The sequence below is a fragment of the Kocuria coralli genome (assembly GCF_008831305.1).
In the GTDB taxonomy this organism is placed as follows: Bacteria; Actinomycetota; Actinomycetes; order Actinomycetales; family Micrococcaceae; genus Kocuria; species Kocuria coralli.
In genome coordinates this window covers 129,535-152,849 of record NZ_ML708613.1, presented here as the reverse complement: position 1 = coordinate 152,849, position 23,315 = coordinate 129,535, and the positions used below count along the sequence as shown (strand labels likewise).

General features: G+C 68.7%; 17 protein-coding genes. 7 read left to right on the top strand and 10 right to left on the bottom strand.

Translation table 11 applies throughout. The features are described 5' to 3' along the window. Position 1: 1 nt before the first annotated feature. Positions 2 to 982, bottom strand: coding sequence for an LLM class flavin-dependent oxidoreductase (locus FCK90_RS04970; RefSeq protein ID WP_158033195.1), 981 nt, complete (start codon positions 980 to 982; stop codon positions 2 to 4). Positions 983 to 1,134: 152 nt separating this feature from the next. Then, positions 1,135 to 2,946 (bottom strand): AMP-dependent synthetase/ligase, encoded by a 1,812-nt coding sequence (locus tag FCK90_RS04965; protein ID WP_158033194.1) that lies wholly within the window; start codon positions 2,944 to 2,946, stop codon positions 1,135 to 1,137. A gap of 292 nt (positions 2,947 to 3,238) precedes the next feature. On the opposite strand from FCK90_RS04965, the gene FCK90_RS04960 reads away from it, so the two are divergent. The 4 genes from FCK90_RS04960 (at position 3,239) to FCK90_RS04945 (ending at position 8,263) form a co-directional block, all read left to right on the top strand. After that, positions 3,239 to 4,882 carry an SLC13 family permease gene (locus FCK90_RS04960; protein ID WP_158033193.1) on the top strand — a complete coding sequence of 548 codons (1,644 nt, stop codon included), beginning with the start codon at positions 3,239 to 3,241 and terminating at the stop codon, positions 4,880 to 4,882. Positions 4,883 to 5,003: 121 nt separating this feature from the next. Beyond that, positions 5,004 to 5,372, top strand: coding sequence for a serine/threonine protein phosphatase (locus FCK90_RS04955; protein WP_158033192.1), 369 nt, complete (start codon positions 5,004 to 5,006; stop codon positions 5,370 to 5,372). Beyond that, the gene (locus FCK90_RS04950) at positions 5,369 to 7,498 is read left to right on the top strand and encodes an oxidoreductase (protein WP_158033191.1); all 2,130 of its coding nucleotides are present in this window, start codon (positions 5,369 to 5,371) and stop codon (positions 7,496 to 7,498) included. The genes FCK90_RS04955 and FCK90_RS04950 overlap by 4 nt, the downstream gene beginning before the upstream one ends. 270 nt (positions 7,499 to 7,768) lie before the next feature. Next, positions 7,769 to 8,263, top strand: a complete 495-nt coding sequence (locus tag FCK90_RS04945; RefSeq protein ID WP_181954198.1) for a DUF805 domain-containing protein — start codon at positions 7,769 to 7,771, stop codon at positions 8,261 to 8,263. Positions 8,264 to 8,591: 328 nt separating this feature from the next. Here the strand turns inward: FCK90_RS04945 and FCK90_RS04940 are convergent, their stop codons facing one another. The 7 genes from FCK90_RS04940 to FCK90_RS04910 form a co-directional block, all read right to left on the bottom strand. Next, positions 8,592 to 9,941: a CoA transferase gene (locus tag FCK90_RS04940; protein ID WP_158033189.1), complete on the bottom strand. Its 1,350-nt coding sequence runs from the start codon at positions 9,939 to 9,941 to the stop codon at positions 8,592 to 8,594. A gap of 58 nt (positions 9,942 to 9,999) precedes the next feature. Next, positions 10,000 to 10,812: an HAD family hydrolase gene (locus FCK90_RS04935; protein WP_158033188.1), complete on the bottom strand. Its 813-nt coding sequence runs from the start codon at positions 10,810 to 10,812 to the stop codon at positions 10,000 to 10,002. Between the two features lie 134 nt (positions 10,813 to 10,946). After that, positions 10,947 to 11,795: a PRD domain-containing protein gene (locus tag FCK90_RS04930; protein WP_246179996.1), complete on the bottom strand. Its 849-nt coding sequence runs from the start codon at positions 11,793 to 11,795 to the stop codon at positions 10,947 to 10,949. Between the two features lie 166 nt (positions 11,796 to 11,961). Next, positions 11,962 to 13,374: a glycoside hydrolase family 1 protein gene (locus FCK90_RS04925; protein ID WP_158033187.1), complete on the bottom strand. Its 1,413-nt coding sequence runs from the start codon at positions 13,372 to 13,374 to the stop codon at positions 11,962 to 11,964. 62 nt (positions 13,375 to 13,436) lie between these two features. Further along, positions 13,437 to 15,392 carry a beta-glucoside-specific PTS transporter subunit IIABC gene (locus tag FCK90_RS04920; RefSeq protein ID WP_158033186.1) on the bottom strand — a complete coding sequence of 652 codons (1,956 nt, stop codon included), beginning with the start codon at positions 15,390 to 15,392 and terminating at the stop codon, positions 13,437 to 13,439. Between the two features lie 262 nt (positions 15,393 to 15,654). Continuing rightward, positions 15,655 to 16,359 carry an SCO1664 family protein gene (locus tag FCK90_RS04915; protein WP_158033185.1) on the bottom strand — a complete coding sequence of 235 codons (705 nt, stop codon included), beginning with the start codon at positions 16,357 to 16,359 and terminating at the stop codon, positions 15,655 to 15,657. Continuing rightward, complete coding sequence (locus FCK90_RS04910; RefSeq protein ID WP_246180010.1) at positions 16,356 to 16,964, bottom strand: MSMEG_4193 family putative phosphomutase; 609 nt, start codon at positions 16,962 to 16,964, stop codon at positions 16,356 to 16,358. The genes FCK90_RS04915 and FCK90_RS04910 overlap by 4 nt, the downstream gene beginning before the upstream one ends. Positions 16,965 to 17,243: 279 nt before the next feature. Between FCK90_RS04910 and FCK90_RS04905 the strand changes: the two genes are divergently transcribed. From FCK90_RS04905 to FCK90_RS04895, 3 genes are all read left to right on the top strand, one after another. Beyond that, the gene (locus tag FCK90_RS04905; protein WP_158033183.1) at positions 17,244 to 18,668 is read left to right on the top strand and encodes a sigma 54-interacting transcriptional regulator; all 1,425 of its coding nucleotides are present in this window, start codon (positions 17,244 to 17,246) and stop codon (positions 18,666 to 18,668) included. Between the two features lie 45 nt (positions 18,669 to 18,713). Beyond that, positions 18,714 to 20,684 carry a vWA domain-containing protein gene (locus FCK90_RS04900; protein ID WP_158033182.1) on the top strand — a complete coding sequence of 657 codons (1,971 nt, stop codon included), beginning with the start codon at positions 18,714 to 18,716 and terminating at the stop codon, positions 20,682 to 20,684. Between the two features lie 90 nt (positions 20,685 to 20,774). Beyond that, positions 20,775 to 22,748, top strand: coding sequence for a penicillin-binding transpeptidase domain-containing protein (locus tag FCK90_RS04895; protein WP_158033181.1), 1,974 nt, complete (start codon positions 20,775 to 20,777; stop codon positions 22,746 to 22,748). On the opposite strand, the gene FCK90_RS04890 is transcribed toward FCK90_RS04895, so the two are convergent. Beyond that, positions 22,745 to 23,308, bottom strand: a complete 564-nt coding sequence (locus FCK90_RS04890; protein WP_158033180.1) for a DapH/DapD/GlmU-related protein — start codon at positions 23,306 to 23,308, stop codon at positions 22,745 to 22,747. The two genes, FCK90_RS04895 and FCK90_RS04890, sit on opposite strands and share 4 nt — an antisense overlap. Between the last annotated feature and the right edge of the window lie 7 nt (positions 23,309 to 23,315).

Here is a 23,315-nt window from a genome sequence, read left to right as displayed (position 1 = left end):
GTCATCGGCCCCAGGCGTCGCGGAGGACCCGCAGGGAGTTCCGCGTCATCTCACCGGTGGAGCCCACGGGAGCGATGATCAGCTCGTCGGCCTCGGCGCGCCGGGCGAAATCCTCGAGGTAGGAGGTGACCTGAGCGCCGTCGCCGACGGCCGTGTACTTGATCATGTGCAGGATCTGCTGGCCGGCGGCCGAGTGCATGACCAGGTCCAGCTCCTCGTCGGTCAGCGTCCGGCCGCGCCCGGCCATCATCTTGACCCGGTTCCGGCGATACCACTCGTTCTCGGCGACCGCCACGTTGGGGTCGTCGTTGGCCACCACGTTCACGGCGGCCATCAGATAGGGCTCGGCGAGCTGCTCGGAGGGCTCGAACTCGGCGCGGTAGACCGCCGCCGCCTGCTCCAGGGCATCCGGGGCGAAGTGGGAGGCGAACGCGTACGGCAGACCGTACGCCGCCGCCAGGCGGGCGCCGAACAGGGAGGAACCCAGGATGTAGAGCGGCACGTTCGTCCCGGCGCCGGGCACCGCGCGGATGCCCGCCACCCTCGATTCGTCACGCAGGTAGCCCTGCAGTTCCTTCACGTCCTGCGGGAACTCCTCGGCGGCGCGCAGGTCACGGCGCATGGCGCGGACCGCCACCTGGTCGGTGCCCGGAGCACGCCCCAGGCCCAGGTCGATGCGACCGGGATGCAGCTCGGCCAGGGTGCCGAACTGCTCGGCGATCACCAGCGGGGAGTGGTTCGGCAGCATCACGCCACCCGACCCGAGACGGATGGTCGAGGTCTGCGAGGCGATGTGGGCGATCAGCACCGCCGGCGCCGCAGAGGCGATCGAGCCCATGTTGTGGTGCTCGGTGTACCAGACCCGCCGGTAGTCCAGCTCCTCCGCGGCCTGCGCCAGGGCGACGGACTCCGCGAAGGCCTCCCCGACGGAGTGGCCTTCACGGACGGTGGCGAAATCGAGGACGGACAACGGCATGGCCATAGTGGCGGACCTTTCACGACGGTGGGCGGTAGAACCGCGGGATCGTCGTGTTCAGCAGCGTCCGCCGCCCGGTGATTCCCGGCGACGCCGAAGCGCAGGGGCGATCTCGCTGTCAGCGGACATCACAGTCGAGGCGAGCACGCCCGGCGCGCTCACGATTGGAGGGCGCCCCCGTAGATCTCGTTGATCAGGTCCTCGTTGTTGGACAGCACGTGGCGCCGCCGCAGTTTCAGCGAGGGCGTCAGCGTGCCGTCGGCCTCGGAGAAGTCCTCGGAGAGGATCCGGAACTCCCGGATCTGCTCGGCTCGCGAGACCGCCTCGTTGGCCGAGTCGATCGCCTCCTGGATGGCCTGCCGGATCTCGTCGCGCTCCATGGCCTGCTCGACAGTGAGTCCCGAGTCCAGTCCGTGGGCATCGAGCCAGGCCGGCAGGCCCTCTTCGTCCAGGGTGACCAGGGCTGCGATGAACGGGCGGTTCTCCCCCACCGCGATGCACTGGGAGACCAGCGGATGCGCCCGGACCTGATCCTCCAGGATCACCGGGCTGACGTTCTTGCCCCCGGCGGTCACGATGAGCTCCTTGATGCGGCCCGTGATGCGCAGGTAGCCGTCCTCGTCCAGGTCGCCCAGGTCGCCGGTGCGGAACCAGCCGTCGTCGTCGAAGGCCTCCCGGGTCTTCTCGGGCTGCTTCCAGTAGCCCTTCATCACGCAGATGCCCTTGCCCAGGACCTCGCCGTCGTCGGAGATCCTGACCGAGGTGCCGGGCAGCGGCTTGCCCACGGAGCCGATCTTGATCTTCTGGACCGTGTTCACCGTGATGGGCGCGGTGGTCTCGGTCAGGCCGTATCCCTCGAGCACCAGCAGGCCGATGCCGTGGAAGAAGTGGCCCAGACGCTCGCCCAGCGGCCCGCCGCCGGAAACGGCGTATTCGACCTGACCGCCCATGGCTTCGCGCAGCTTGCCGTAGACGAGCTTGTCGAAGAGCTTGTGCTGGAGCTTGAGCGCCAGCGGCACCTTGCCCCGCTCGTCGGCGCGCGACCATTCGATGGCCACCTTGGCGGCACGGTCGAAGATCTTGCCCTTGCCGCCGGCCTCGGCCTTCTGCTGAGCGGAGTTGTAGACCTTCTCGAACACCCGCGGCACGACCAGCAGGAAGCTCGGCTGGAACGTCTTGAGATCCTCGAGCAGCTGCTTGATGTCCGAGGTGTGCGCGATGTTGACCCCGGCGCCCACGGCCATGACCGCGATGAAGCGGGCGAACACGTGGGCCAGCGGCAGGAACATCACCGTCTTCGCACCCTCGTGCACAGCCTCCGGGATGGCGGCGGCCGCGTTGTCCGCCAGTTCGACGAAGTTGCCGTGGGTCAGCTCGCAGCCCTTGGGACGGCCGGTGGTGCCGGAGGTGTAGATGATGGTGGCCAGGTCGTCCAGGTTCGCCAGCTGGCGGCGGTGCTCGATCTCCTCGTCGGAGACGTCCCTCCCGCCTTCCCGCAGGTGGTCCATGGCGCCGTCGTCCAGGCACCACACGCTGTGGACACCCGAGAGGTCCTCGTTGTGGGCGGCCCGCTCCCATGTCCCCTTGTGCTCATGCGTCTCCACGACCAGGCCGACGGCCCCGGAGTCCGAGAGGTTCCAGGCCAACTGGGTGGGGGCGGAGGATTCGTAGACCGGTACCACGACGCCGCCGGCGAACCAGATCGCGAAGTCCAGCAGGGACCACTCCAGTCGGTTGCGGGACATGAGGGCCACCCGGTCACCGGGCTGCACCCCGGCGGCGACGAAGCCTTTGGCCAGCGCGATCACCTCCGCCATCGCCTCGCTGGCGTGCATGGGCACCCAGGCCTCGCCGACTCGGCGGGAGAACAGTGCGGGGTCGGATGCCTTCTCGGCGTTGCGCACCAGGAGGTCCGTGGTGTTCGACGTCGGCGGGGTCTCCACCAGCAGGGGAACGGTAATTTCTCGCAAGGGAGCTCCTTGGGTCTCGGCCGGGGCTGCTGACAGAGCAGGGCACTCGGGCAGTCACCGCCGGGAATGCGCGTGGAGCCGCGGAGGATCGCGCTCTACGTAGAACCTATGTCCACCAACGGTATGCCATTGTGAAGTCAGTCACAAAGTCCGCCTAGGGTTCGGTGTGGGCGTACCGACCCTCCGATCCGGGAAACTTGGACAACTGCCTAGCGGGAATGTGGCCCAGGTCACGTTTCACTGTTAGCTTCGCTTACGCATCCTTTTATCTCCAATGCTCAAGGTGGCTCGCATGCCAAGCACGAATACCGACTCGTCCCCTCCCTCCCCGCAAGCGGACCAGGCCGGCCAGGCTTCGGTGAGCAGCAGCAAGGAGGCCCCCAGCAACGCAACGGGCAAGCTCTGGCTGTTCCGGTTCCTGGGCATCGTGATGTTCGCTCTCGTCTGGTTCCTCCTCGGCGCCGCCGATGTCTCCGAGGACGCCCGGATGGTGGGTGCCATCGGTTCCCTGATGGCCGTGTGGTGGATGACGGAGGCCATGCCGCTTCCGGTGACCTCCCTGCTTCCCATCGTGCTGTTCCCGATCCTCACGGAACTCACTCCCGCCGAGGCCACGGCGCCTTATGCCAACACCATCGTCTTCCTGTTCCTGGGCGGCTTCCTGATCGCGATCGCGATGCAGAAGTGGAACCTGCACCGCCGTATCGCGCTGCTGACCCTGCGGACCGTGGGCGCCCAGCCCCGCCGCATCATCCTGGGCATGATGATCGCCACCGCGTTCATCTCCATGTGGGTCTCCAACACCGCCACCGCGCTGATGATGCTGCCCATCGCCTTGAGCGTGCTGACCCTGGTGGTGGAGAACAGCCAGAAGCACGGCCAGGCCGAAGACGTGGACACCGCCTCCATCCGCACCGACCTGGCCGCCACCGAGACCCTGAGCGAGATCATCGACAACCCGGACATCCGTAAGTTCGGTGTGGCCCTGGTGCTCTCGATCGCCTGGGCATCCACGATCGGCGGCCTGGGAACCCTGCTGGGCAGCCCGCCCAACGCCATCGTCGCCGGTTACATCAGCGAGGACCTGGGCGAGACCGTCGGCTTCGCCCAGTGGATGATGCTGGGCGTCCCGATCGTCATCGTCTTCATCGCCCTGGCGTGGCTGCTGATGACCCGCGTGATCTTCCGGTTCAACATCAAGGAGATCCCGGGCGGCAAGCAGCTGATCCAGAAGGAGATCGACAACCTGGGCAAGATGAGCCAGGGCGAATGGGTAGTCCTTGCCGTATTCGCGGCCGCGGCGTTCTTCTGGATCGTTCCGGGCATCCTGAGCGGGATCCCCAGCGTTGCCGCGGCCTGGCCCTGGCTGGAGGTCTTCGACGACACCGTGATCGCCATCGCCGCGGGTGTGCTGCTGTTCCTGATCCCCGGTGACAAGCGCGGCAACATGACCCTGCAGTGGAAGGACGCCGAAGAGGGCCTGCCCTGGGGTGTGCTCCTGCTGTTCGGCGGCGGTCTGTCGCTCGCCGGCGCCGTTGCAGCCACCGGCCTGGATGCATGGTTCGGCGATCAGGTCGGGGGCCTCGGCGCCCTCCCGCTGATCCTGCTGCTGGCCGTGGTGGTGACCATCGTCCTGCTGCTGACCGAGATCACCAGCAACACCGCGACCGCCGCAGCGTTCATCCCGATCCTGGGCGGTGTGGCCATCGGCCTGGGGGTCGACCCGATCACCCTGCTGATCCCCGCCGCCCTGGCCGCCACCTGCGCGTTCATGCTCCCCGTGGGCACCCCGCCGAACGCGATCGTGTTCGCTTCCGGGCACGTGAAGATCACCGAGATGGTTCGCGGCGGCGTCGTGCTGAACGTGGTGGGCATCGTGCTCATCACCATCTTCACGGTGCTGCTCGGGCCCTGGGCCTTCGGCATGGTGTTCTAGCACCGGCTGCCGCGCACTCGCAGCCGAGACCGGAGTCTGGTCGCCGATCAACGCCGATCGGCGACCAGACTCCGGTCTCGGCGCGCATGGCCCTTCGCAGACCGCGCGGTAGGTTGAGGTCATGACCCTGCCAGGCCCATACGACCCCGAGAACTCCTTCGAGCATGTCAGGCCCTCCGACGGCGAGACGGTCGGGACGATCGTGGTGACCGACCACGGCGATTTCCTCCCGTTCGACCTGCTCGGCCGCCAGCTGGGACAGGCCACCGACCTGGAGACGGCGGAGGAGCGCCTGGAGACCCAGGGCCTGAAGCATCTGGCCCGGCCCTGGTGGATCGATATCGACGACGGACGCCGGGTCAAGGTGACGATCCAGGAGACGAGCCCGACCGTCGTCGTGGTGCGGGTGGATGACTTCGGCGCCCTGGACGTGTATGGGACGGAATACGAACTCCCGGTTCCCACGGACCGCCTGAGCGACACCCCATGACGGCCTACCCCCGCCTGTTCACCCCCGTCACCGTCGGAGCACTCACCCTGCCCACCCGGGTGGTCATGGGTTCCATGCACACCGGGATGGAGGACGACCCCGCGCAGTTCCCCGAGCTGGCCGCCTACTTCGCGGAACGCGCACGCGGCGGCGCCTCGCTGATGGTCACCGGCGGCTTCAGCCCGGACGGGGCCGGCGTGCTCTATCCGGGCGGCGGACGGATCACCACGCAGGCGGAGGCCGCGGAGCACCGGATCCTCACGGAGACCGTGCACGATGCCGGGGGCAGGATCCTGCTCCAGGTCCTGCACGCGGGGCGCTACGCCGCTCACGAGGCCGCATTGGCTCCGTCTGCCTCGCACGCCCCGATCAACCGCTTCCCCGCAGCCGAGATGACAGCCGGTCAGGTCGAGGCCGCCGTCGCCTCGTTCGCACGGGCGGCGGAGCTCGCTCGCGAAGCGGGGTACGACGGCGTGGAGATCATGGGCTCCGAGGGCTATCTGCTCAATCAGTTCCTGGCCGAGCGGACCAACCACCGGACGGATGAGTGGGGCGGGGACGCCGTGCGCCGTCGTCGTTTCCCGGTGGCCGTGGCGGAGGCCGTCCGCGCCGCCGTTCCGGCGGACTTCCTGGTGATGTACCGGATCTCCCTCCTGGACCTGGTCGACGGCGGGCAGCGCTGGTCCGACGTCGCCGAGCTGGCGCTCGAGCTCGAAGCCGCCGGCGTGGACGTGTTCAACACGGGCATCGGCTGGCACGAGGCCCGTGTGCCGACCATCGTCACCTCGGTGCCGAGGGCTGCGTTCAGCGAAGCCACGGGGCGGCTGCGGGATTCCGTGAGCGTGCCGGTGGCGGCCTCGAATCGGATCAACATGCCCCATACGGCCGAGGAGATCCTGGCCTCGGGGCAGGCCGACCTGATCTCCATGGCCCGCCCCTTCCTGGCCGACCCCGAGTGGGTGGCCAAGGCCGGCACCGGCCGCGCGGAGGAGATCAATACCTGCATCGCCTGCAATCAGGCCTGCCTGGACCACACCTTCGCGCACCGGCGCGCGACCTGCCTGGTCAACCCTCGCGCGGGGAACGAGACCACCCTGGTCCTGGAGCCGTCGCGGACCGTCAAGAGAGTCGCCGTGGTGGGGGCCGGGCCCGCGGGCCTCTCGTGCGCGCTGGCTGCTGCCGGGCGCGGACACCATGTGGAGCTGTTCGAGGCCCGGGATCACCTGGGCGGGCAGTTCGCGCTGGCCCGGCGGATACCGGGGAAGGAGGAGTTCGCGGAGACCATCCGGTACTTCACGCGGCAGCTGGAGCTGGCCGGGGTGGCCGTGCATCTGTCCGCAGCGGTCTCCGTGGAGTCCCTGGTCGGCGGCGGATGGGACGACGTCGTCCTGGCCACCGGCGTCACGCCCCGGGTTCCCGCGATCCCCGGGCTGGATCACCCGTCCGTGATCGCCTACCCCGATCTGCTCACGGGCGCCCGCCGAGCCGGCTCCCGGATGGCGGTGGTCGGCGCCGGTGGCATCGGAGTGGACGTCTCGGAGTACCTGACCCACGCTTCGTCTCCCGCCGTGGACCTGCCCGCCTGGCAGGCCGAATGGGGCGTCACGGGAGACGGGGCTCCCGGAGGCCTGGGGCCCGCTGCGCCGGCGCCGTCACCGCGCGAGGTGTATCTGATCCAACGGCGCGCGACCGGCATCGGCAAGGACTTGGGCCTGACCTCGGGGTGGGTGCACCGGGCATCGCTGAAGCACAAAGGCGTCCGCTTCATCACCGGTGCGACCTATGAACGCATCGATGACGACGGCCTCCACCTCACCGTTCCCCTGGACACCCCGGCCGGAGCCGCGGCCTCGGCGGCCGCAACCGGGCTGGGCGAATCGTCCTCACCCGCCGCTCTGGCTATCCGGACGCCGGATGAGTCGGGTGAGGAGGGGGAACGGGTGCCCCTGCTGCTGCCGGTGGATTCGGTGGTCGTGTGCGCGGGCCAGGTCTCGCGGAACGAACTCGCCGACCCCCTGCGGGAGCGTGGTTTGACCGTCCATGTGATCGGCGGGGCGGACGTCGCCGCGGAGCTCGACGCCAAACGAGCCATAGACCAGGGCACCCGCCTGGCCGCGACTCTCTGACCCGGGCTGCGGACCGGGCCTGGGCCAGCCGCGCCGACGCCGACGCCGAGCGGTCAGTCTGATGGCTTAAATCCGACGAGTGGTCAGTCTGATCGCTCCACACCCGCGAGTGGTCGATCTGCTCGCCCATCGGCGGGGATGGGCGATCAGATCGACCACTCGAAGAATGAGAGCGAGCTGCTCCGCCGTCGGGCTCGTCTCTCTCAACGACGATCTGGACCCTTGTTGTACGGTGATTGGAGACCCGTCGATGCAATCGATAGGAGCAAGATGCAGACGCGACATATCGCCGAAAGGCCCGCCGACTATCACGACCCTGACGAAGAAGCACCGGTCAAAGCATCTCTGCTGTGCGCTATACGCTTGTTCTACGATAGGTACTATCAATTCAGCGGGCGATCCTCTCGATCAGAATATTGGTGGATCTTCTCGCTGCTCGTAACCATCACCACCGGGTACTCCGCTCTGACGGCATTGTTTGGTGGCGGAAGACCGGCCCTGATAACCACGCAGGATGCAGCGCAGCTGAATGCCTTCGGCTCCTCCTTGAGCTTCGTCTTCCTGGTCGTACTGCTGATCAGCGCCATCCCCTTTGTCGCCCTGACGGTGCGCAGACTGCACGACGGCAATTCTTCCGGATGGTGGGCACTACTGCTCCTGTTCACGACGCCGGGGTGGGTCGCTCTCGCCGTATTCGCCTTACGCCCCTCCAGACCCGACGGCGCGCGTTTCGACAAGCCACCCGCCCCTGAGCCGACCTTCTGAGGAGCACGAGTATTTCACGATATCTCCCCGTAGTACCGCTTGTGATATATGCAATGGCTATATTTGCATTCCTCTTAAGATCAGACAGGATAGCGATTACCCTCTTGATCTTCGGCCTCGTTAGCCAGGTCTTCGTCACATTTCTCATGCACAAGGCGTCCAAGCACGACCAGAGCAGAGGAATGCTGAGAAACGATCTGGCGGACTGCACGATCAGTGCCATATCAGTAGCCGCCTATATGATCACCTCTCTTCCCGCGGTGACATCAATGGCCCTGGTCGGGGCGGGCATGACCGTCGCACGCCATCGCAAAGACCGACGGGTCGATCACCACCAGGACAAAGGGGAGGAGCCTGGCGGAACGGGCGCGGCCGTGTAGTCCAGGAGCTCGCCGTCCACGAGCAGAGGCGGTGGCGTATAGGCCAACGGCCCGAACTCACTGTCCATGGTGCGCGTTGCGGGGAGGTCCAGCTCGCTCACCGGAGCGTCAACGCTCTGCCGAGCGAGCAACTCCGCGGCAGTTCTGGCCAGCGCCAGATGCACCGCACCGCCCAGGCCGGACTGCGCCTGACGGGCCAGCAGCTCGATGATCCCGGCGGCGACCCCGTAGCCGGTGGCGTGGTCCAGGGCTTGGCAGGGCAGCGCACCGGGCCGCCAGCCCGATCCATCGTCGTGACCGTAGATCGTGGCGATCCCGCTGGCCGCCTGAACGATGCTGTCGAAACCGCGCAGTCGGCCCCAGGGGCCGCTCCTTCCCCAGGCGTCCAGGCTGGCCACGATCAGCTCCGGTCGTGCCGCCAGGAGGGACTGCTCGTCCAGGCCGAACTGCCGCAAGGCCCCCGGGCGGTACCCCGTGACCACCACGTCGGCGGACTGCACCAACCGGAGCACGGCCGCCCGGTCCCGCGGGTTCGCGAGGTCCGCATAGGCGGATCGTTTGCCGAACCCGGCATCGATGTGCTGGTCCAGCAGATCGGGCAGCTGCGGAGGGTCGATGCGCAGCACCTGCGCTCCCAGCGCTGCCAGGAGCCGCGTGGCGATGGGCCCCGCGATCACGCGGGTGAAGTCTAGGACGCGCAGGCCGGAGAGCGGGCGCACGGTCGAACGATCAGAGTGAGGACGTTGATGCCAGAGCGCCTCGTCGGGCCGGCCGGCCGCTGCAGCGGGGGTGATCTGCAGCCACGGGGTCCCCGCGAGATCCTGAGCCATCAGGGTTGCCGACCACTCGTCAGGGCTCCGCACAGCGGCGGCAATGCCTCCCTCCGCTTGGATGGACCGCTCCGCATCGGCAGCGGTCATCCGCAGCAGCGCATCGCCGACGACGCCGGCCGCGTCCCTCACGCTCCCGGCATCGGCCCCCGGGTCGAAGACGGCTGCGACATCGTCCACCTGCAGCGCTGCGAGCATCCGGCGAGCGTGGTGCGGGTAGTTCCCGTGGGTCCGGACCCAGCCGTCCCGGGTGGGCCAGAAGTCGGACAACGGCGAGAACAACCGGGGCATCCGGCCATCGACGCGGAGGTGACCCAGCGAATCGAAGGCCGCCGCGGTGGCCGGCGCCGAAGGCGCGAACCGGCCGGCGTCTCCGGTGAGCTCTCCCAGAGCCCGGGCAGCCGCATCGACCGAATCGAGCGCGAGGCTTTCGACGTCGAGCGGCCCGTTCCACCACACGCGTTCCATGAACCCACGCTAGCGGGTCGCGGCTATCGGGGCAGCTGGGCCTGGTGAACCCCCGGGCTCAGAACTCGAAGTCGAAGTGCTGGGAGAGGACCCGGGCGATGCCCTCGTCGTTGTTCGACGTGGTGACCAGGTCCGCGGCCTCCTTGGCCTCGGGGATGCCGTTACCCATGCAGACGCCCAGGCCGGCGGTCCGCAGCATGCCGATGTCGTTGCCGTTGTCGCCGAATGCGATCACCTGCGAGAGCTCCACGCCGTCGGCCTTGCAGAAGTCCGTGATCGCCGAGCCCTTGTCGACGCCCCGGGCGGTGGCCTCGAGGTAGATCGGCGCGGAGTAGGCCAGTTCGATGGCACCCTCGAACTCGCGCACGAGATCGTCGAACAGCGGTTCCAGGATCTCCCGGTCCGCCGTGAACAGGACCTTGGTGGGCGCCACGTCGATCGCGGTCAGGTCCTCGACCACCCGGATGGTCAGGTCGTTCCCGCCGGCCTCGTGGGTCACGACGGGGTGGGAGCCGTCCTCGACGATCAGCTCGCCGTCGTTCGGGATCATGACCCGGATCCCGTGGCGCTTGGCGGCCTTGATCAGCGCCACCGCCGTGTCCATGGGCAGCGGGTGGCGAGCGATCTCCTCGCCGCTGGCCTGGTCCACCACCACGGAGCCGTTCATCCCCGCGAACACCAGGTTCTCCCCCAGGCCGAGCTTGCGGGCGAGCATGGCCAGACCCGGGATGGGGCGCCCCGAGGCGAGCATGATGCGCGTCCCGTCCGCATGCATGGCTTCGAAGGCCCGGCGGGTCCCCGGCTGGAGATCGCGGCTGGAGTCCAGCAGGGTGCCGTCCATGTCGAAGGCCACGAGGCGGTAGTCGGTCATGCGGTGTTCTCCTTGTGAGATGAATGGGGCGTGAAATGAATGGGGCACGATGAATGGCGTGCGGTTCGGGGCGGGTTCTTCCGCGCGACGACGATACCGGTCCGGTCGGGGCCGCCGCACCGCTCGGGCGCCGTTCAGGTTCTGGGGTCGGAGACCACCCGGGCGATATGCAACGCCAGGTAGGCCGTCTCATCGGGGGTCACGGTGGTGTCGAGGCGCAGTTCCAGGAGGGCAGCGACGCGTTCGGCGCAGCGGTAGGCCTCCGGCTGCGAGGTCCGGATCGCCTCACCGACCGCCGAGGCCTCTCCCGCGAGCTGCTTGCCGGACTGGATGCGGACGAACAGATACCGCAGATGCGTGATGAAACGGGCCACGCTGATGAACGAGTTGTCCAGGTTCCGCCCGTACGTCTGGCCCACGACCTCCAGGAGCTGCTGCAGGATGCCCGTGAGCTTGTAGGTGTAGGACAGGTCCCCCGTGGTGAAGCCGACGTTGACCAGGTGCAGCGCGATGGCCACGGCCTCGCTGTCGGGAAGCCGGACGTCGCTGGCCTCGTTGACCGCTGCCAGCACCTGTTGCGCCTGCTTCAGCTCCGTGGGGAACAGATGCCCGACCTCCGTCTCCAGCGGATAGTCCAGGCGGATGTTCTCCCGCACCCGTTTGATCGCGAAACTCAGGTGGTCGGACAGCGTGACGACCAGGGAAGGACTGCTGTCGGCGACCTCGGAGAGCCCCGCGCTCTCGAGGGCCACCACCGCGAGCTTCACGTGCTCGGGCGGCACCGCGGCCACGAGCTGGCCGAGGTGGTCGACGTCGCGGCCGTCCACCGGGGCGAAGACGCGGACGACCTTGGACTCGTCCACGGCCTGCCCGGGCCTGGCCTGGAAACCCAGGCCCCGGCCGGTCAGCACGACCTCATCGCCCTGGGCCGGTCTGGCCAGGACGACATTGTTGTTGAAGACCCGCAGGATCTCCACGTTCACCGTCTTTCTCAGCTCTTGAGCTCATCTCCTGAGCTCATCTCCTGAGCTCATCTCCGGACTCCCGCCGCAGGTTCCTGGGCACCGCTCCGGTCCCTGCGGGGTGCACTGCCCCCCGCGGGGACCCGGGCGGCGGGGAGCCACCCGGGTACCGCAGGCGCTGCGATGGTCAGGAGCCCAGCGAGCCGCCGTTGGTCGCGATGACTTCCTTGTACCAGTCGAAGGACTTCTTGCGGTACCGCTCCAGGGAGCCGGTGCCGTCGTCGTTGCGGTCCACGTAGATGAACCCGTACCTCTTGGACATCTGCGCGGTGGAGGCGCTGACCAGGTCGATGCAGCCCCAGGTGGTGTAGCCGAGCACGTCGACGCCGTCCTGGATCGCCTCACCGACCTGGACCAGGTGCTTGTCGAGGTAGGCGATCCGGTAATCGTCCTCCACGGTCTTCACGCCGTCGGCCTCGACCAGCTGGTCCTTGGCGCCCAGGCCGTTCTCCACGATGAACAGCGGCTTCTGCCACCGGTCCCAGTAATCGTTGAGCACGATCCGCAGGCCGACCGGGTCGATCTGCCAGCCCCATTCCGAGGCCTCCAGGGTCGGGTTGGGCATCCCGCCCATGATGTTGCCCTCGCCTTTGACGTTCTTGGCGGGGTCCGCGGTGGCGCACACGCTCATGTAGTAGCTGAAGGAGACGAAGTCGACCGTGTTCTTCAGGTCCTCGCGGTCCTGATCGGTGATCTCCAGCTCCACGCCGGCCTCACGCAGGGTGCGCAGGAAGTACCCCGGGTACTGCCCGCGGCAGTGGATGTCCCCGAAGGCGTAGTTGCCCTGCTCGGTGTGCAGCGCCTCCAGGACGTCCTGCGGATCCGGGGTCAGCGGGTAGGTGGGCATCGCCAGGATCATGCAGCCGACCTGCGAGCCGGGCATCATCTCGTGCGCCATGCGGGTCACCCGGGCCGATGCCACCAGCTCGTGGTGGATGGCCTGGTAGAGCTCCTGCTTGCTCAGCTCCTCCTTGGGCGTGAGGATGCCTCCGGCCATCAGGGGTGCGTGGATGATGGCGTTGATCTCGTTGAAGGTCAGCCAGTACTTGACCCGGTGGCCGTAGCGCTCGAACAGCACCTTCGAATACCGCTCGTAGAACCCGATCAGGCGCCGGTCCGTCCAGCCGTTGTACGTGCGCGCGAGGTTCAGCGGCGTCTCGTAGTGGGAGATCGTGACCAGCGGCTCGATGCCGTGCTTCTCCAGCTCATCGAGCACCCGGTCGTAGAAGGCCAGGCCCTCCTCGTTGGGCGACTCGTCGTCCCCGTTGGGGAAGATACGGCTCCAGGCGATCGAGAACCGGAAGGTCTTGAACCCCATCTCCGCGAACAGCGCGATGTCCTCGGCATACCGGTTGTAGAAGTCGATGCCCACCAGCTTGAGGTTCTCGGGCGTGGGCTCCTCCGACGGCGGGGCGGAAATCCCCCGGGGCATGAGGTCCTGGATGGACAGGCCCTTCCCGTCCTGGTCGTAGGCACCTTCGAACTGGTTGGCGGCGGTCGCGCCGCCCCACAGGAAGCCTTCGTTGAACGTCGTCGTCATGGGTTCTCCTGTTCTCTGACGTTGTTGCGGTCGTGGTTGTTGCGGTCGTGGTCGGGTCGGGCTCAGGGGATCACGACGAGGGCCGGGGCACCCGCCTCCACGGGACCTGCCTGCGCCGGGGTGACTTCCTGGAGCTTGGCCGTATTGGTCACGGTGACGATGGTGGTGGTGTCGTAGCCCGCCGCCTTGACGGCCGCGAAGTCGACGGTGGCCAGCACGTCTCCGGCCCGGACCTGCTCGCCCTTGGCGACGGCGGTGGTGAAGTGCTCGCCCTTGAGCTCCACGGTATCGATACCGATGTGGACGAGGAGCTCGACGCCGTCATCCGACTTCAACCCGAAGGCGTGCTTGGATCCGGCGACGGAGATGACCTTGCCCGTCAGCGGTGAGCGCACCGTGTCCTCGTCCGGGGTGATGCCCACCCCCTTGCCCAGCGCGCCCGAGGCGAAGACCTTGTCCTGGACCTCTTCCAGGGGCATCAGGGTGCCGGAGACGGGGGAGACGACGTCGACGACGCTCGTGCGGGTCAAGGTCGCGGTGCCCGCGCCGCCCTCCGCGACGGAGGCGTTGGCCCCGGTGGGGGCCGCGGGATCCTGCGGTTCCGGTGCGACCTCGTCGGCAGGAGCCGGGGCCGCGGTCTCGGTGGCCTCTCCATCCGGGGACTCCCGGTCCATGAAGAAGAAGGTGAGCACGAAGGAGATCACCATGGCGACGGCGATGCCGATCAGCAGCAGGCCGAAGTCGCCGACGTACAGGAAGGCGGGCAGGGCCAGTGCGGACGGGATCACGAACGAGTTGGCGGCGCTGCCGCCGAACCCGGCGATGGCACCGCCCACGGCGCCGCCGACGACGCCGAAATAGAAGGGCTTCTTCAGGGGCAGGTTCACGCCGTAGATCCCGGGCTCGGTGACACCGGCCATGATGCCGGACAGGGCTGCCGGGCCGGCCAGCTGCCGACGGTTGGCCGAACGGGTCCGGATGAAGACCGCGGCGGTCGCGGCGCCCTGGGCGATCACGGCGGGGACGATCGGGCCGGTCAGGAGGCTGTAGCCCTGCGTGGTCAGGTCGTTGAGCATGACCGGGACCGTGCCCCAGTGCAGGCCGAAGATCACGAGCACCTGCCACAGGCCGCCCACGATGGCACCGCCCAGCCACGGGGCCAGGCCGAACAGGTAGGTGATCCCGGAGGCCAGGCCGGTCGCGGCGTAGGTGGTGATGGGCCCGATCACGATCAGCACGGCGGGGACCATGATCAGCAGCGAGAGCAGGGGCTTGGTGAAGTTGCGGATGGAGCCCGGCAGGATCTTGTCCAGAAGACGCTCGAACATGCCCAGGACCCAGCCGGCCACGATGATCGGGATGACCGAGGACACGTAGCTCATCATCACCACGGGGATCCCGAAGAAATGGACCGGTTCCCCGGTCTCGTACAGACCCTGGATCGTCGGATACATCAGGGCCCCGGCGATGCCGAGGAGCACGAACTGGTTCGCCCCGAACCTCTTGGCGACCGTGACGGCCAGCAGCATGGGCAGGAAGTGGATCACCGCGTCCGAGGCGGCATCCAGGATGATGAAGGTCTGGGACTCGCCGTCCAGCAGGCCCAGGGTCACGGCGAGCGCCACGAAGGCCTTGAACAGGCCGGCGCCGGCCAGGGCCCACACGATGGGGAGGAAGATCGCGGAGATCAGCTGGATGAAGCGGTTGAGCAGGTTCTGCTTCTCGCCCTCCTCCTGTCCGCTTCCGCCTGCGGGGCTGCTGTCATCCGGGAGGTGCCGGGCGAACGCGTTGTAGACGATGCCCACGTTGTCGCCGATGACCACCTGGAACTGACCGCCGGCCTCCACGACCGTGATCACGCCCGGGAGCTGGTCGATGCCCTTCTTGTCCACCTTCTCCATGTCGCGGATGCGCAGGCGCAGGCGGGTGATGCAATGCCCTGCCGTCTCCACGTTGTCCGCCCCGCCGACCCTCTCGAAGATGTCGTCGGCAAGCGCGGGATAGTCCACTTTCGCCATGATCGTCTGCCTTTCCGGTTCGCCCCGGCGTCGTCGCCGAGGATGCTGACTACGCTCACCGGCTATTTCCGGGCAATAAAAAAGACCCGAGACGCACACGGGTGCATCTCAGGTCTTGCCTCGGTGTGCAGGTCCCGCGAGGAGGCGGGGCTGCCAAGTAACAATCCTGTAAGCGTTAGCTCACCAAGAACAGTAGACGCGAAGGGCCGCCCGGGCAACACGGTTCGCAGAAGTTGTCATCGTGAGGCTCTCCCCGGGTCCCTCACAGCGGGGGCCAGGGCACGCGATAGCCGCCCGTCTCGTCGAACGGCAGGACGGGGTTCTCCAGGAGATCCGCGACGCGCATCTGGAGGGCCATCTGCTCCATGGGGAACAGGAGCTCGGCCAGTTCGGCGGGCAGTTCGTCCAGCAGCCCGCCCAGGTCCTCCAGCAGATCATCGGGCACCGGCCGTCCCGCGAACTCCCAGATCACGGTCCGCAGCTTGAAGGGCGCGGAGAAGCACAGGCCCTGGTCGATGCCCCAGACGTGGCCGTCGGGATCCAGCAGCACGTGCCCGCCCTTGCGATCGGTGTTGTTCGCGACGAGGTCGAAGACCGCCATCCTCAGGAGCTCGTCATGCGTCTCCGGGCGGGTGTCGTAGAGCGTGAAGTAGTGCAGCAGGGGGTCGTGCTGGATGTATCTCTGGAGCGAGCCGGGCCCGAACGGCCCGTCCTCCCGCAGCACGGTGGTGGGCACGACCTCCCAGCCCAGGGCATCGGAGAGGACATAGGCCGCGCGTTCACGGCGGTAGATCTTCGGCGGGAAGTCGCGGAGGGGGCGCTCGCCCTCACCGGGCTTGTAGATCGCCAGGCTCGTGCGGCCGCCCGCACTGACCCTGGCCAGCAGGGCGGAGTTGCTGCTGGCCTCGATCAGGCCCAGGAGGTCGATCTCCCCGGTGGACAGGAGGGTTTCGTCGTCGGGGGTCATGGCGGGATCAGGGAGGCCAGCGGGCCGTCCGTCGAGTTGACCCGGAGCACCGCGGGGGCCTGGCCTGGGTGGTAGGCGATGACCGACACCGAGCACGGGTCCACCACGATCCGCTGGAACAGGTCCAGGTGCGTGCCCAGGGCATGAGCCAGGACGGCCTTGAGCGGGTCGGCGTGGGAGAAGCAGACCACCACTCCTCCGGGGTGCGCCTCACGTGCCCGGTCCACGGCGTCCACCGTTCGGGACTGCATGCGGGAGAAGCTCTCGCCGTTCGGGAAGCGGAACGACGACGGCGCCCGCTGCACGGTGGACCACTCCGGCAGCTTCATCAGATCGGTCAGGTTCTCGCCGGTCCAATCGCCGAAGTCGCACTCGATGAGGTCCTGCTCCGTCCGGGCCGTCAAGCCCGTGGCCCGCTCGGACGGGACGGCCGTCTCCCGGGTGCGCTCCATGGGGGAGGTGTAGATGGCGCTGACGGGCACGCCCGCCAGTCGCTGCGCGACCGCCCGGGCCTGTTCCCGCCCGCGTTCCGAGAGGTGCAGGCCGGGCGCGCGCCCGGGGAGGACCTTGCCCGTGGTGGGGGTCTCCCCATGACGGACGAGCATCACGATCGTGGGGCGGCCGGCGTCGTCGTTACTCACGAACCCCACGCTACTCGCGGAGTCCTCCGCCGAGATGTGAGTTGGACCGCTGATCGGTGCCATCCCTCGCCCCCTCGCGGACCCCTCCAGCGGCGAGTTGCGAGTTGGGCCGCCCGTCAGCGCTGATGGGCGGCCCAACTCGTGTCTCGCGGGATGGACGACGGCGATCGGCGGCTCAACTCGCACCTCAAGACCGCTCGGGGGCCACACCACCCTCTTGACGGGGGGTCTAGCGTTGACGATGTGACTGAGCGCCCCGACATCCACACCCTCGGCGAGCTGCGCGCGTCGGACTACGACTACCGCCCCCTGCGCCAGGAAATCCGCGACAATCTCCTCTCCGCACTGGCCGAAGGCCGCGATCCGTGGCCCGGTCTGCATGGCCTGAGCGACACCGTGCTGCCCCAGGTGGAACGGGCGCTGATCGCGGGCCACGACATCGTGCTGCTGGGCGAGCGCGGCCAGGGCAAGACCCGGCTCCTGCGCACCCTCGCGGGACTGCTGGACGAGTGGTCCCCGGAGGTCGAGGGCTCCGACCTGCACGAGCATCCGGAGGACCCCATCACGGAGGCCACGCGGGCGCGCATCGAGGCGGAAGGCGAATACCTGCCGATCGCGTGGCGGCACCGCGACGAGCGCTACGTTGAGAAGCTGGCCACCCCGGACACCTCCGTCGCGGACCTGATCGGCGACGTCGACCCCGTCCGAGTGGCCGAAGGACGCCGGCTGGGCGACCCGGAGACCATCCACTTCGGCCTGGTGCCCCGCGCCCACCGCGGCATCGTGGCCATCAACGAGCTCCCGGACCTCGCCGAGCGCATTCAGGTCTCCATGCTCAACGTCATGGAGGAGCGCGACGTCCAGATCCGCGGTTACGTGCTGCGCCTGCCGCTGGACGTCCTGGTGGTCGCCTCCGCCAATCCGGAGGACTACACCAACCGCGGCCGGATCATCACGCCGCTCAAGGACCGTTTCGGCGCGGAGATCCGCACCCACTACCCCATCGAGCTGGCCGACGAGATCGCCGTGACCCGGCAGGAGGCCGACCTGGTGGCCGAGGTACCGGACACCCTGCTGGAGATCCTGGCCCGCTACACCCGCCTGCTGCGCGAGTCCCCTGCGGTCGACCAGCGCTCGGGCGTCTCCGCCCGCTTCTCGATCGCCGGGGCGGAGACGACGGCGGCCTCCGCCCTGCGCCGGGCCACCCTGCACGGGGAGGAGCAGGCGGTCGCCCGCCTGGTGGACATCGAGGCGGCCGTGGAGGTGCTGGCGGGCAAGATCGAGTTCGAGTCCGGCGAAGAGGGCCGCGAGATCGCCGTCCTGGAGCATCTGCTGCGCCGGGCCACCATGGAGACCGTGCAGTCGTCCTTCCGCGGCATCAACCTGGGGCCCCTCATCGAGGCCCTGGACGGCACCGTGACCGTCAGCACCGGCGGGGACGTCCCCGCCCGGGAGTTCCTGGGCGGCCTGCCCGAGCTGGAAGAGGACGAGGGCGACGACGCGGAGGACGGCGGGAGCACCGCCGGTCTCTACGACCAGCTCGCCGACCGGCTGGGCGCGACGACCCCCGGCGAACGTGCGAATGCGATCGAGCTGGCGCTGGAGGCTCTGTTCCTCTCGCAGAAGATCTCCAAGGACGCCGACGCCGAGGGCACGATCTACGGCTGAGCAGGAAGGCCGAGCCGCAGGACCGAGCAGGAAGAAGGGCCGGAGATGGCCGCTCATCGTCACTACAGCCGATACGGCCGCTACACCGGCGGCCCGGACCCCCTTGCGCCCCCGGTCGATCTGACCGAGGCGCTGGACGCCGTGGGCCGCGACGTCATGGAGGGCTACTCCCCCCGGGAGGCGCTGCGGGAGTTCCTGCGTCGCGGGGGCCGGAACCAGCGGGGCCTGGACGACCTCTCCCGCCGCGTCAACCAACGGCGCCGTGACCTGCTGAAACGCCATAAGCTCGGCGGGACGCTGGACGAGGTCAAGGACCTCCTGGACAAAGCGCTGCGCCTGGAACGCGAGCAGTTCCTGCGCGATGCCCGCATGGATCCCATGGACCGTCAGTTCCGGGAGATGCGGCTGGACGATCTGCCGAAATCGACCGCGGCGGCCGTGAGCGAACTGGCCGACTACGACTGGGCTTCGCAGAACGCCAGGGAGACCTACGACCGGATCAAGGATCTCCTGGGCCGGGAGGTCCTGGACCAGCGCTTCGCGGGCATGAAGCAGGCCCTGGAGAACGCCACCGACGAGGACCGCGAGCGCGTCGGCGAGATGCTCCGCGACCTCAACGACCTGCTGGCCAAGCACGCCCGCGGCGAGGACACGGAGGCCGACTTCCAGGAGTTCATGGACGAGCACGGGGAGTTCTTCCCCGAGGACCCGCAGTCCGTGGACGAGCTGATCGACGCCATGGCCCAGCGGTCGGCCGCCGCCCAGCGGATGATGAACTCGATGACCCCCGAGCAGCGGCAGGAGCTCATGCAGCTCTCGGCCCAGGCATTCGGCTCCCCGGAGCTGATGGCCCAGCTGGGTCAGCTGGACGCCAACCTGCAGGCGCTGCGTCCCGGGGAGGACTGGACCGGCTCGGAACGGTTCGACGGACAGGAGGGCATGGGCCTGGGGGACGGGACGGGACTGCTGCAGGACATCGCCGACCTGGACGCGCTCTCCGATCAGCTCGCCCAGAATCATCAGGGCGCCGGCCTGGACGACATCGACGTCGAGGCCCTCGCCCGACAACTGGGCGACGAGGCCGCCGTCGACGCCCGGACCCTTTCCGAGCTGGAGAAGGCACTGCGCGATTCCGGGCTGCTGCAACGCGCCTCGGACGGCTCTCTCAAGCTCTCCCCCAAGGCCATCCGCCGGCTGGGGAAGTCCCTCCTGCAGGACACGGCGCGCCAGCTCAGCGGCCGCGCCGGCGCCCGCGACACCCGCCTGGCCGGTGCCGCCGGAGAGCCCACGGGGGCCACGCGGGAGTGGGAGTTCGGCGACGTCGAGCCCTGGGACGTCACGCGCACCATCACCAACGCGGTGCAGCGAACCGTCGCCGAAGGGGGCTCACCCGCCCGCGGTGTCCGGCTGCAGGTGAGCGACGTCGAGGTCCAGGAGACCGAGGCACGCACCCAGGCGGCCGTGGCGCTGCTGGTGGACACCTCGTTCTCGATGGCCGCCCAGGGGCGGTGGCTGCCCATGAAACGCACCGCGCTGGCGCTGCATCATCTGGTCTCCACCCGATTCCGCGGCGACGCCCTCGAGCTGATCTCCTTCGGGCGCTGGGCGCACAGCATGGCCGCCGAGGAGCTGACGGCCCTGCCGCCGGTCCACGAGCAGGGCACCAACCTGCATCACGGCCTGCTCCTGGCCGGCAGGTTCTTCCGGAAGCACCCGGCCATGCAGCCCGTGCTCCTGGTGGTCACCGACGGCGAGCCCACCGCCCACCTGATGCCCGACGGCGACGCCTACTTCGACTGGCCCACCTCCCAGCCCACGCTGGAGCTGACCGTCGCGGAGCTGGACAAGGTCTCCCGGCTCGGCGCCCAGAGCACGTTCTTCAGGCTGGGCGACGACCCAGGGCTCGAACGGTTCCTGGGTGCGATGGCCCGCCGGGTCGACGGACGAGTGGTCGCCCCGGAGCCGGAGGACCTGGGGTCGGCGGTCCTGGGCGAGTACCTTTCGTCACGCCCGTAGCGGCTGCGTCCTCGCACCCGGGTCCTTGCCTTAGCATCGACTCAGATCGGCCGGACCCCCCTGTCCCGGCCGTCAGATCGGAAGGCAGCCATGACATCAGAACGACCTCAGCCACCCGTCACGTACGGGATCCTCAGCCGTCGCACGCTGCTGGGCGGCGCGGGTGCCGGTGCGTTCATGCTGCTGGCCACCGGCTGCGGCCTGATCAACGGAGGCCGCGGCAGCGACGAGGCCACCGCCCTGGCTCAGGCCCTCAGCGACCACGACATCTCCGGGATCGCCTTCGAGGGCATCAGCGGTGCCGAGGCCCAGGAGCAGTTCGACCGCATCGTCGCCAACGTGCCCGGCGCCGAGTGGACCGTCGAGGTCGCGTCCCTGGGCGATATCGACGACGCCGGGTCCCGCGACGCCACCTTCACCTGGACCTGGGATGTCCCGGACGTCGAGGAGCAGTGGAGCTACGACACCACCGTGACCATCAGCCCCGACGGGGACGAGGCCTGGCAGCCGGTGTGGTCCCCCACGATCTTCGAGCCCTCGATGGCGGAGGGCGAGGGCTTCCGCCTGGCCAGCAACCCGGCGGAACGCGGCAGCATCGTCGGCGCCGGCGACCAGGTCATCGTCTCCCAGCGGCCCGTCTATCAGGTGGGCCTGGACCTCAGTGGTGTCGATGCGGCCCAGCAGGACTCCGCGGCGCGTCAGCTGGCCGCCGTCGTCGACGTGGACGCCGACACGTATGCCGCCACGGTCGCCCAGTCCTCCGCCGATGCCTTCGTGCCCGCGATCTCGCTGCGCGCGGACGCCTATCGCGAGCTGGACTCGGCGGCGGCGGAGGCCATCCCCGGGTACACGGCGTCGCAGACCACCATGGCCCTGGCCCCCACCAGCACCTTCGCGGCGAGCACCCTGGGGCGCGTGAGCGATGTGACCGCCGAGGACATCGAGGCTTCCGATGGCCAGCTGGTCGCCGGGGACACGATCGGGCGCGGGGGACTGCAGGCGGCGTTCAACGAGAGGCTCTCGGGGCGCCACGGCGTGGCCGTGTCCATCGCGCAGCTGGCCGAGGACGGCACACCGCAGTCCTCGACTGCGCGCACGGTCTTCGAGACGGACCCGGTGAGCGGCGAGGATCTGCACATCTCCCTGGATCAGGCGCTGCAGGAGGCCGCCGAGTCGACCCTGGCCGACGTGGAGTCCCCCTCCGCCATCGTGGCGATCCGCCCGTCCGACGGGCACATCCTGGCACTGGCCGACGGCGCGGGGTCCCAGAGCTACCCCACGGCCGCGCAGGGGCAGTACCCGCCGGGGTCCACGTTCAAGGTCGTGACCTCGCTCGCCATGGTGCGGCTGGGGGACACCATGGACTCCACCGTGAGCTGCACCCCCACGATCACCGCCGGAGGCGCCCAGTTCGGCAACGCTCCCGGGTACTCGCCGGACTTCATCGGGGAGATCCCGATCAAGGACGCCCTGGCGCATTCGTGCAACACGGCTTTCATCTCCCAGTACGACCGTGTCGACCAGACCGCGCTCTCCACCGCCGCGCATTCGCTGGGCCTCGGCCAGGAATACGACCTGGGCATCGACGCCTTCAGCGGCTCCATGCCCGATGAGGAGACGGGGGCTGCGCACGCCGCGGCGCTGTTCGGCCAGGGCCGGACGCTGGTCTCGCCGCTGGCGATGGCGGCCATCACGGCCTCCGTCGTGGCCGGTCACACCGTGGCGCCCGTCCTGGTGACCGACGACGCCCCCTCCTCGACCGCGACCGCCTCCACCCCGCTGACCGAGGAGGAGGCGGAGCAGCTGCGGACGGGCATGCGCGAGGTGGTGGCCACCGGATATCTGGAGACCCTGCAGGCGCTGAACCCGGACACCGCGATCGGCAAGACCGGCACCGCGGAGTTCGGCAATGACGACCCGCCCAAGACGCACGCCTGGATCATCGCCGCCCACGAGGACCTGGCGATCTCGGTCTTCGTCGAGGACGGCGAGGGCGGAGCGGTCACCGGAGGGCCGCTGGCCCTGGAGTTCCTGCAGGCGGCCCAGGATGCCGGGGCGCGCTAGAGGTTCTTGATGACGCGGGCGGGCACCCCGCCCACGACCGTCCGGGCGGGCACGTCCTTGGTCACGACCGCCCCGGCCGCGACCACGGCGCCGTCGCCGATCGTGACGCCGGGAAGAACGGTCGCGTTCGCGCCGATCCACACGCTGTGACCGATCACGACCGGCGCCGGGACGGTGCTGGCTCGCAGCTCGGGGTCGAGATCGTGGTTGAGGGTCGCGATCACGACGTTATGGCCGACGAGGGCGTCGTCGCCGATCGTGATGCCGCCCTGATCCTGGAACCGGCAGCCGCTGTTGATGAAGACCCGCTCGCCCAGGCGGATGTTCTTCCCGCAGTCGGCCGTGAACGGCGGGAAGATGCGGAACGAGGCCGGCACCTCGCGACCGGTGATCCGCGACATGATCTCGACCCGTTCCTCCGGGGTGGTGTACCGGGTGTTCAGCTCCATGCACAGCCGGATGGCCTCGTTCGCGAGGGCGTCCATCGTCTGCGCCAGATCGGTGCCGGGAAGCGCCGGCCGGCCTGCGTCCATCTGCGCGATGAACTGGTCCGTCTCCATATCGCTG

Coding starts and splice junctions, on each gene's coding strand:
- FCK90_RS04920 (WP_158033186.1), bottom strand. CDS start 15,392: ATGGCGAAAGTGGACTATCCCGCGCTTGCCGACGACATCTTCGAGAGG.
- FCK90_RS04935 (WP_158033188.1), bottom strand. CDS start 10,812: ATGACCGACTACCGCCTCGTGGCCTTCGACATGGACGGCACCCTGCTG.
- FCK90_RS04925 (WP_158033187.1), bottom strand. CDS start 13,374: ATGACGACGACGTTCAACGAAGGCTTCCTGTGGGGCGGCGCGACCGCC.
- FCK90_RS04915 (WP_158033185.1), bottom strand. CDS start 16,359: ATGACCCCCGACGACGAAACCCTCCTGTCCACCGGGGAGATCGACCTC.
- FCK90_RS04960 (WP_158033193.1), top strand. CDS start 3,239: ATGCCAAGCACGAATACCGACTCGTCCCCTCCCTCCCCGCAAGCGGAC.
- FCK90_RS04890 (WP_158033180.1), bottom strand. CDS start 23,308: ATGGAGACGGACCAGTTCATCGCGCAGATGGACGCAGGCCGGCCGGCG.
- FCK90_RS04910 (WP_246180010.1), bottom strand. CDS start 16,964: ATGCTCGTCCGTCATGGGGAGACCCCCACCACGGGCAAGGTCCTCCCC.
- FCK90_RS04940 (WP_158033189.1), bottom strand. CDS start 9,941: ATGGAACGCGTGTGGTGGAACGGGCCGCTCGACGTCGAAAGCCTCGCG.
- FCK90_RS04895 (WP_158033181.1), top strand. CDS start 20,775: ATGACATCAGAACGACCTCAGCCACCCGTCACGTACGGGATCCTCAGC.
- FCK90_RS04950 (WP_158033191.1), top strand. CDS start 5,369: ATGACGGCCTACCCCCGCCTGTTCACCCCCGTCACCGTCGGAGCACTC.
- FCK90_RS04955 (WP_158033192.1), top strand. CDS start 5,004: ATGACCCTGCCAGGCCCATACGACCCCGAGAACTCCTTCGAGCATGTC.
- FCK90_RS04900 (WP_158033182.1), top strand. CDS start 18,714: ATGGCCGCTCATCGTCACTACAGCCGATACGGCCGCTACACCGGCGGC.
- FCK90_RS04970 (WP_158033195.1), bottom strand. CDS start 982: ATGGCCATGCCGTTGTCCGTCCTCGATTTCGCCACCGTCCGTGAAGGC.
- FCK90_RS04945 (WP_181954198.1), top strand. CDS start 7,769: ATGCAGACGCGACATATCGCCGAAAGGCCCGCCGACTATCACGACCCT.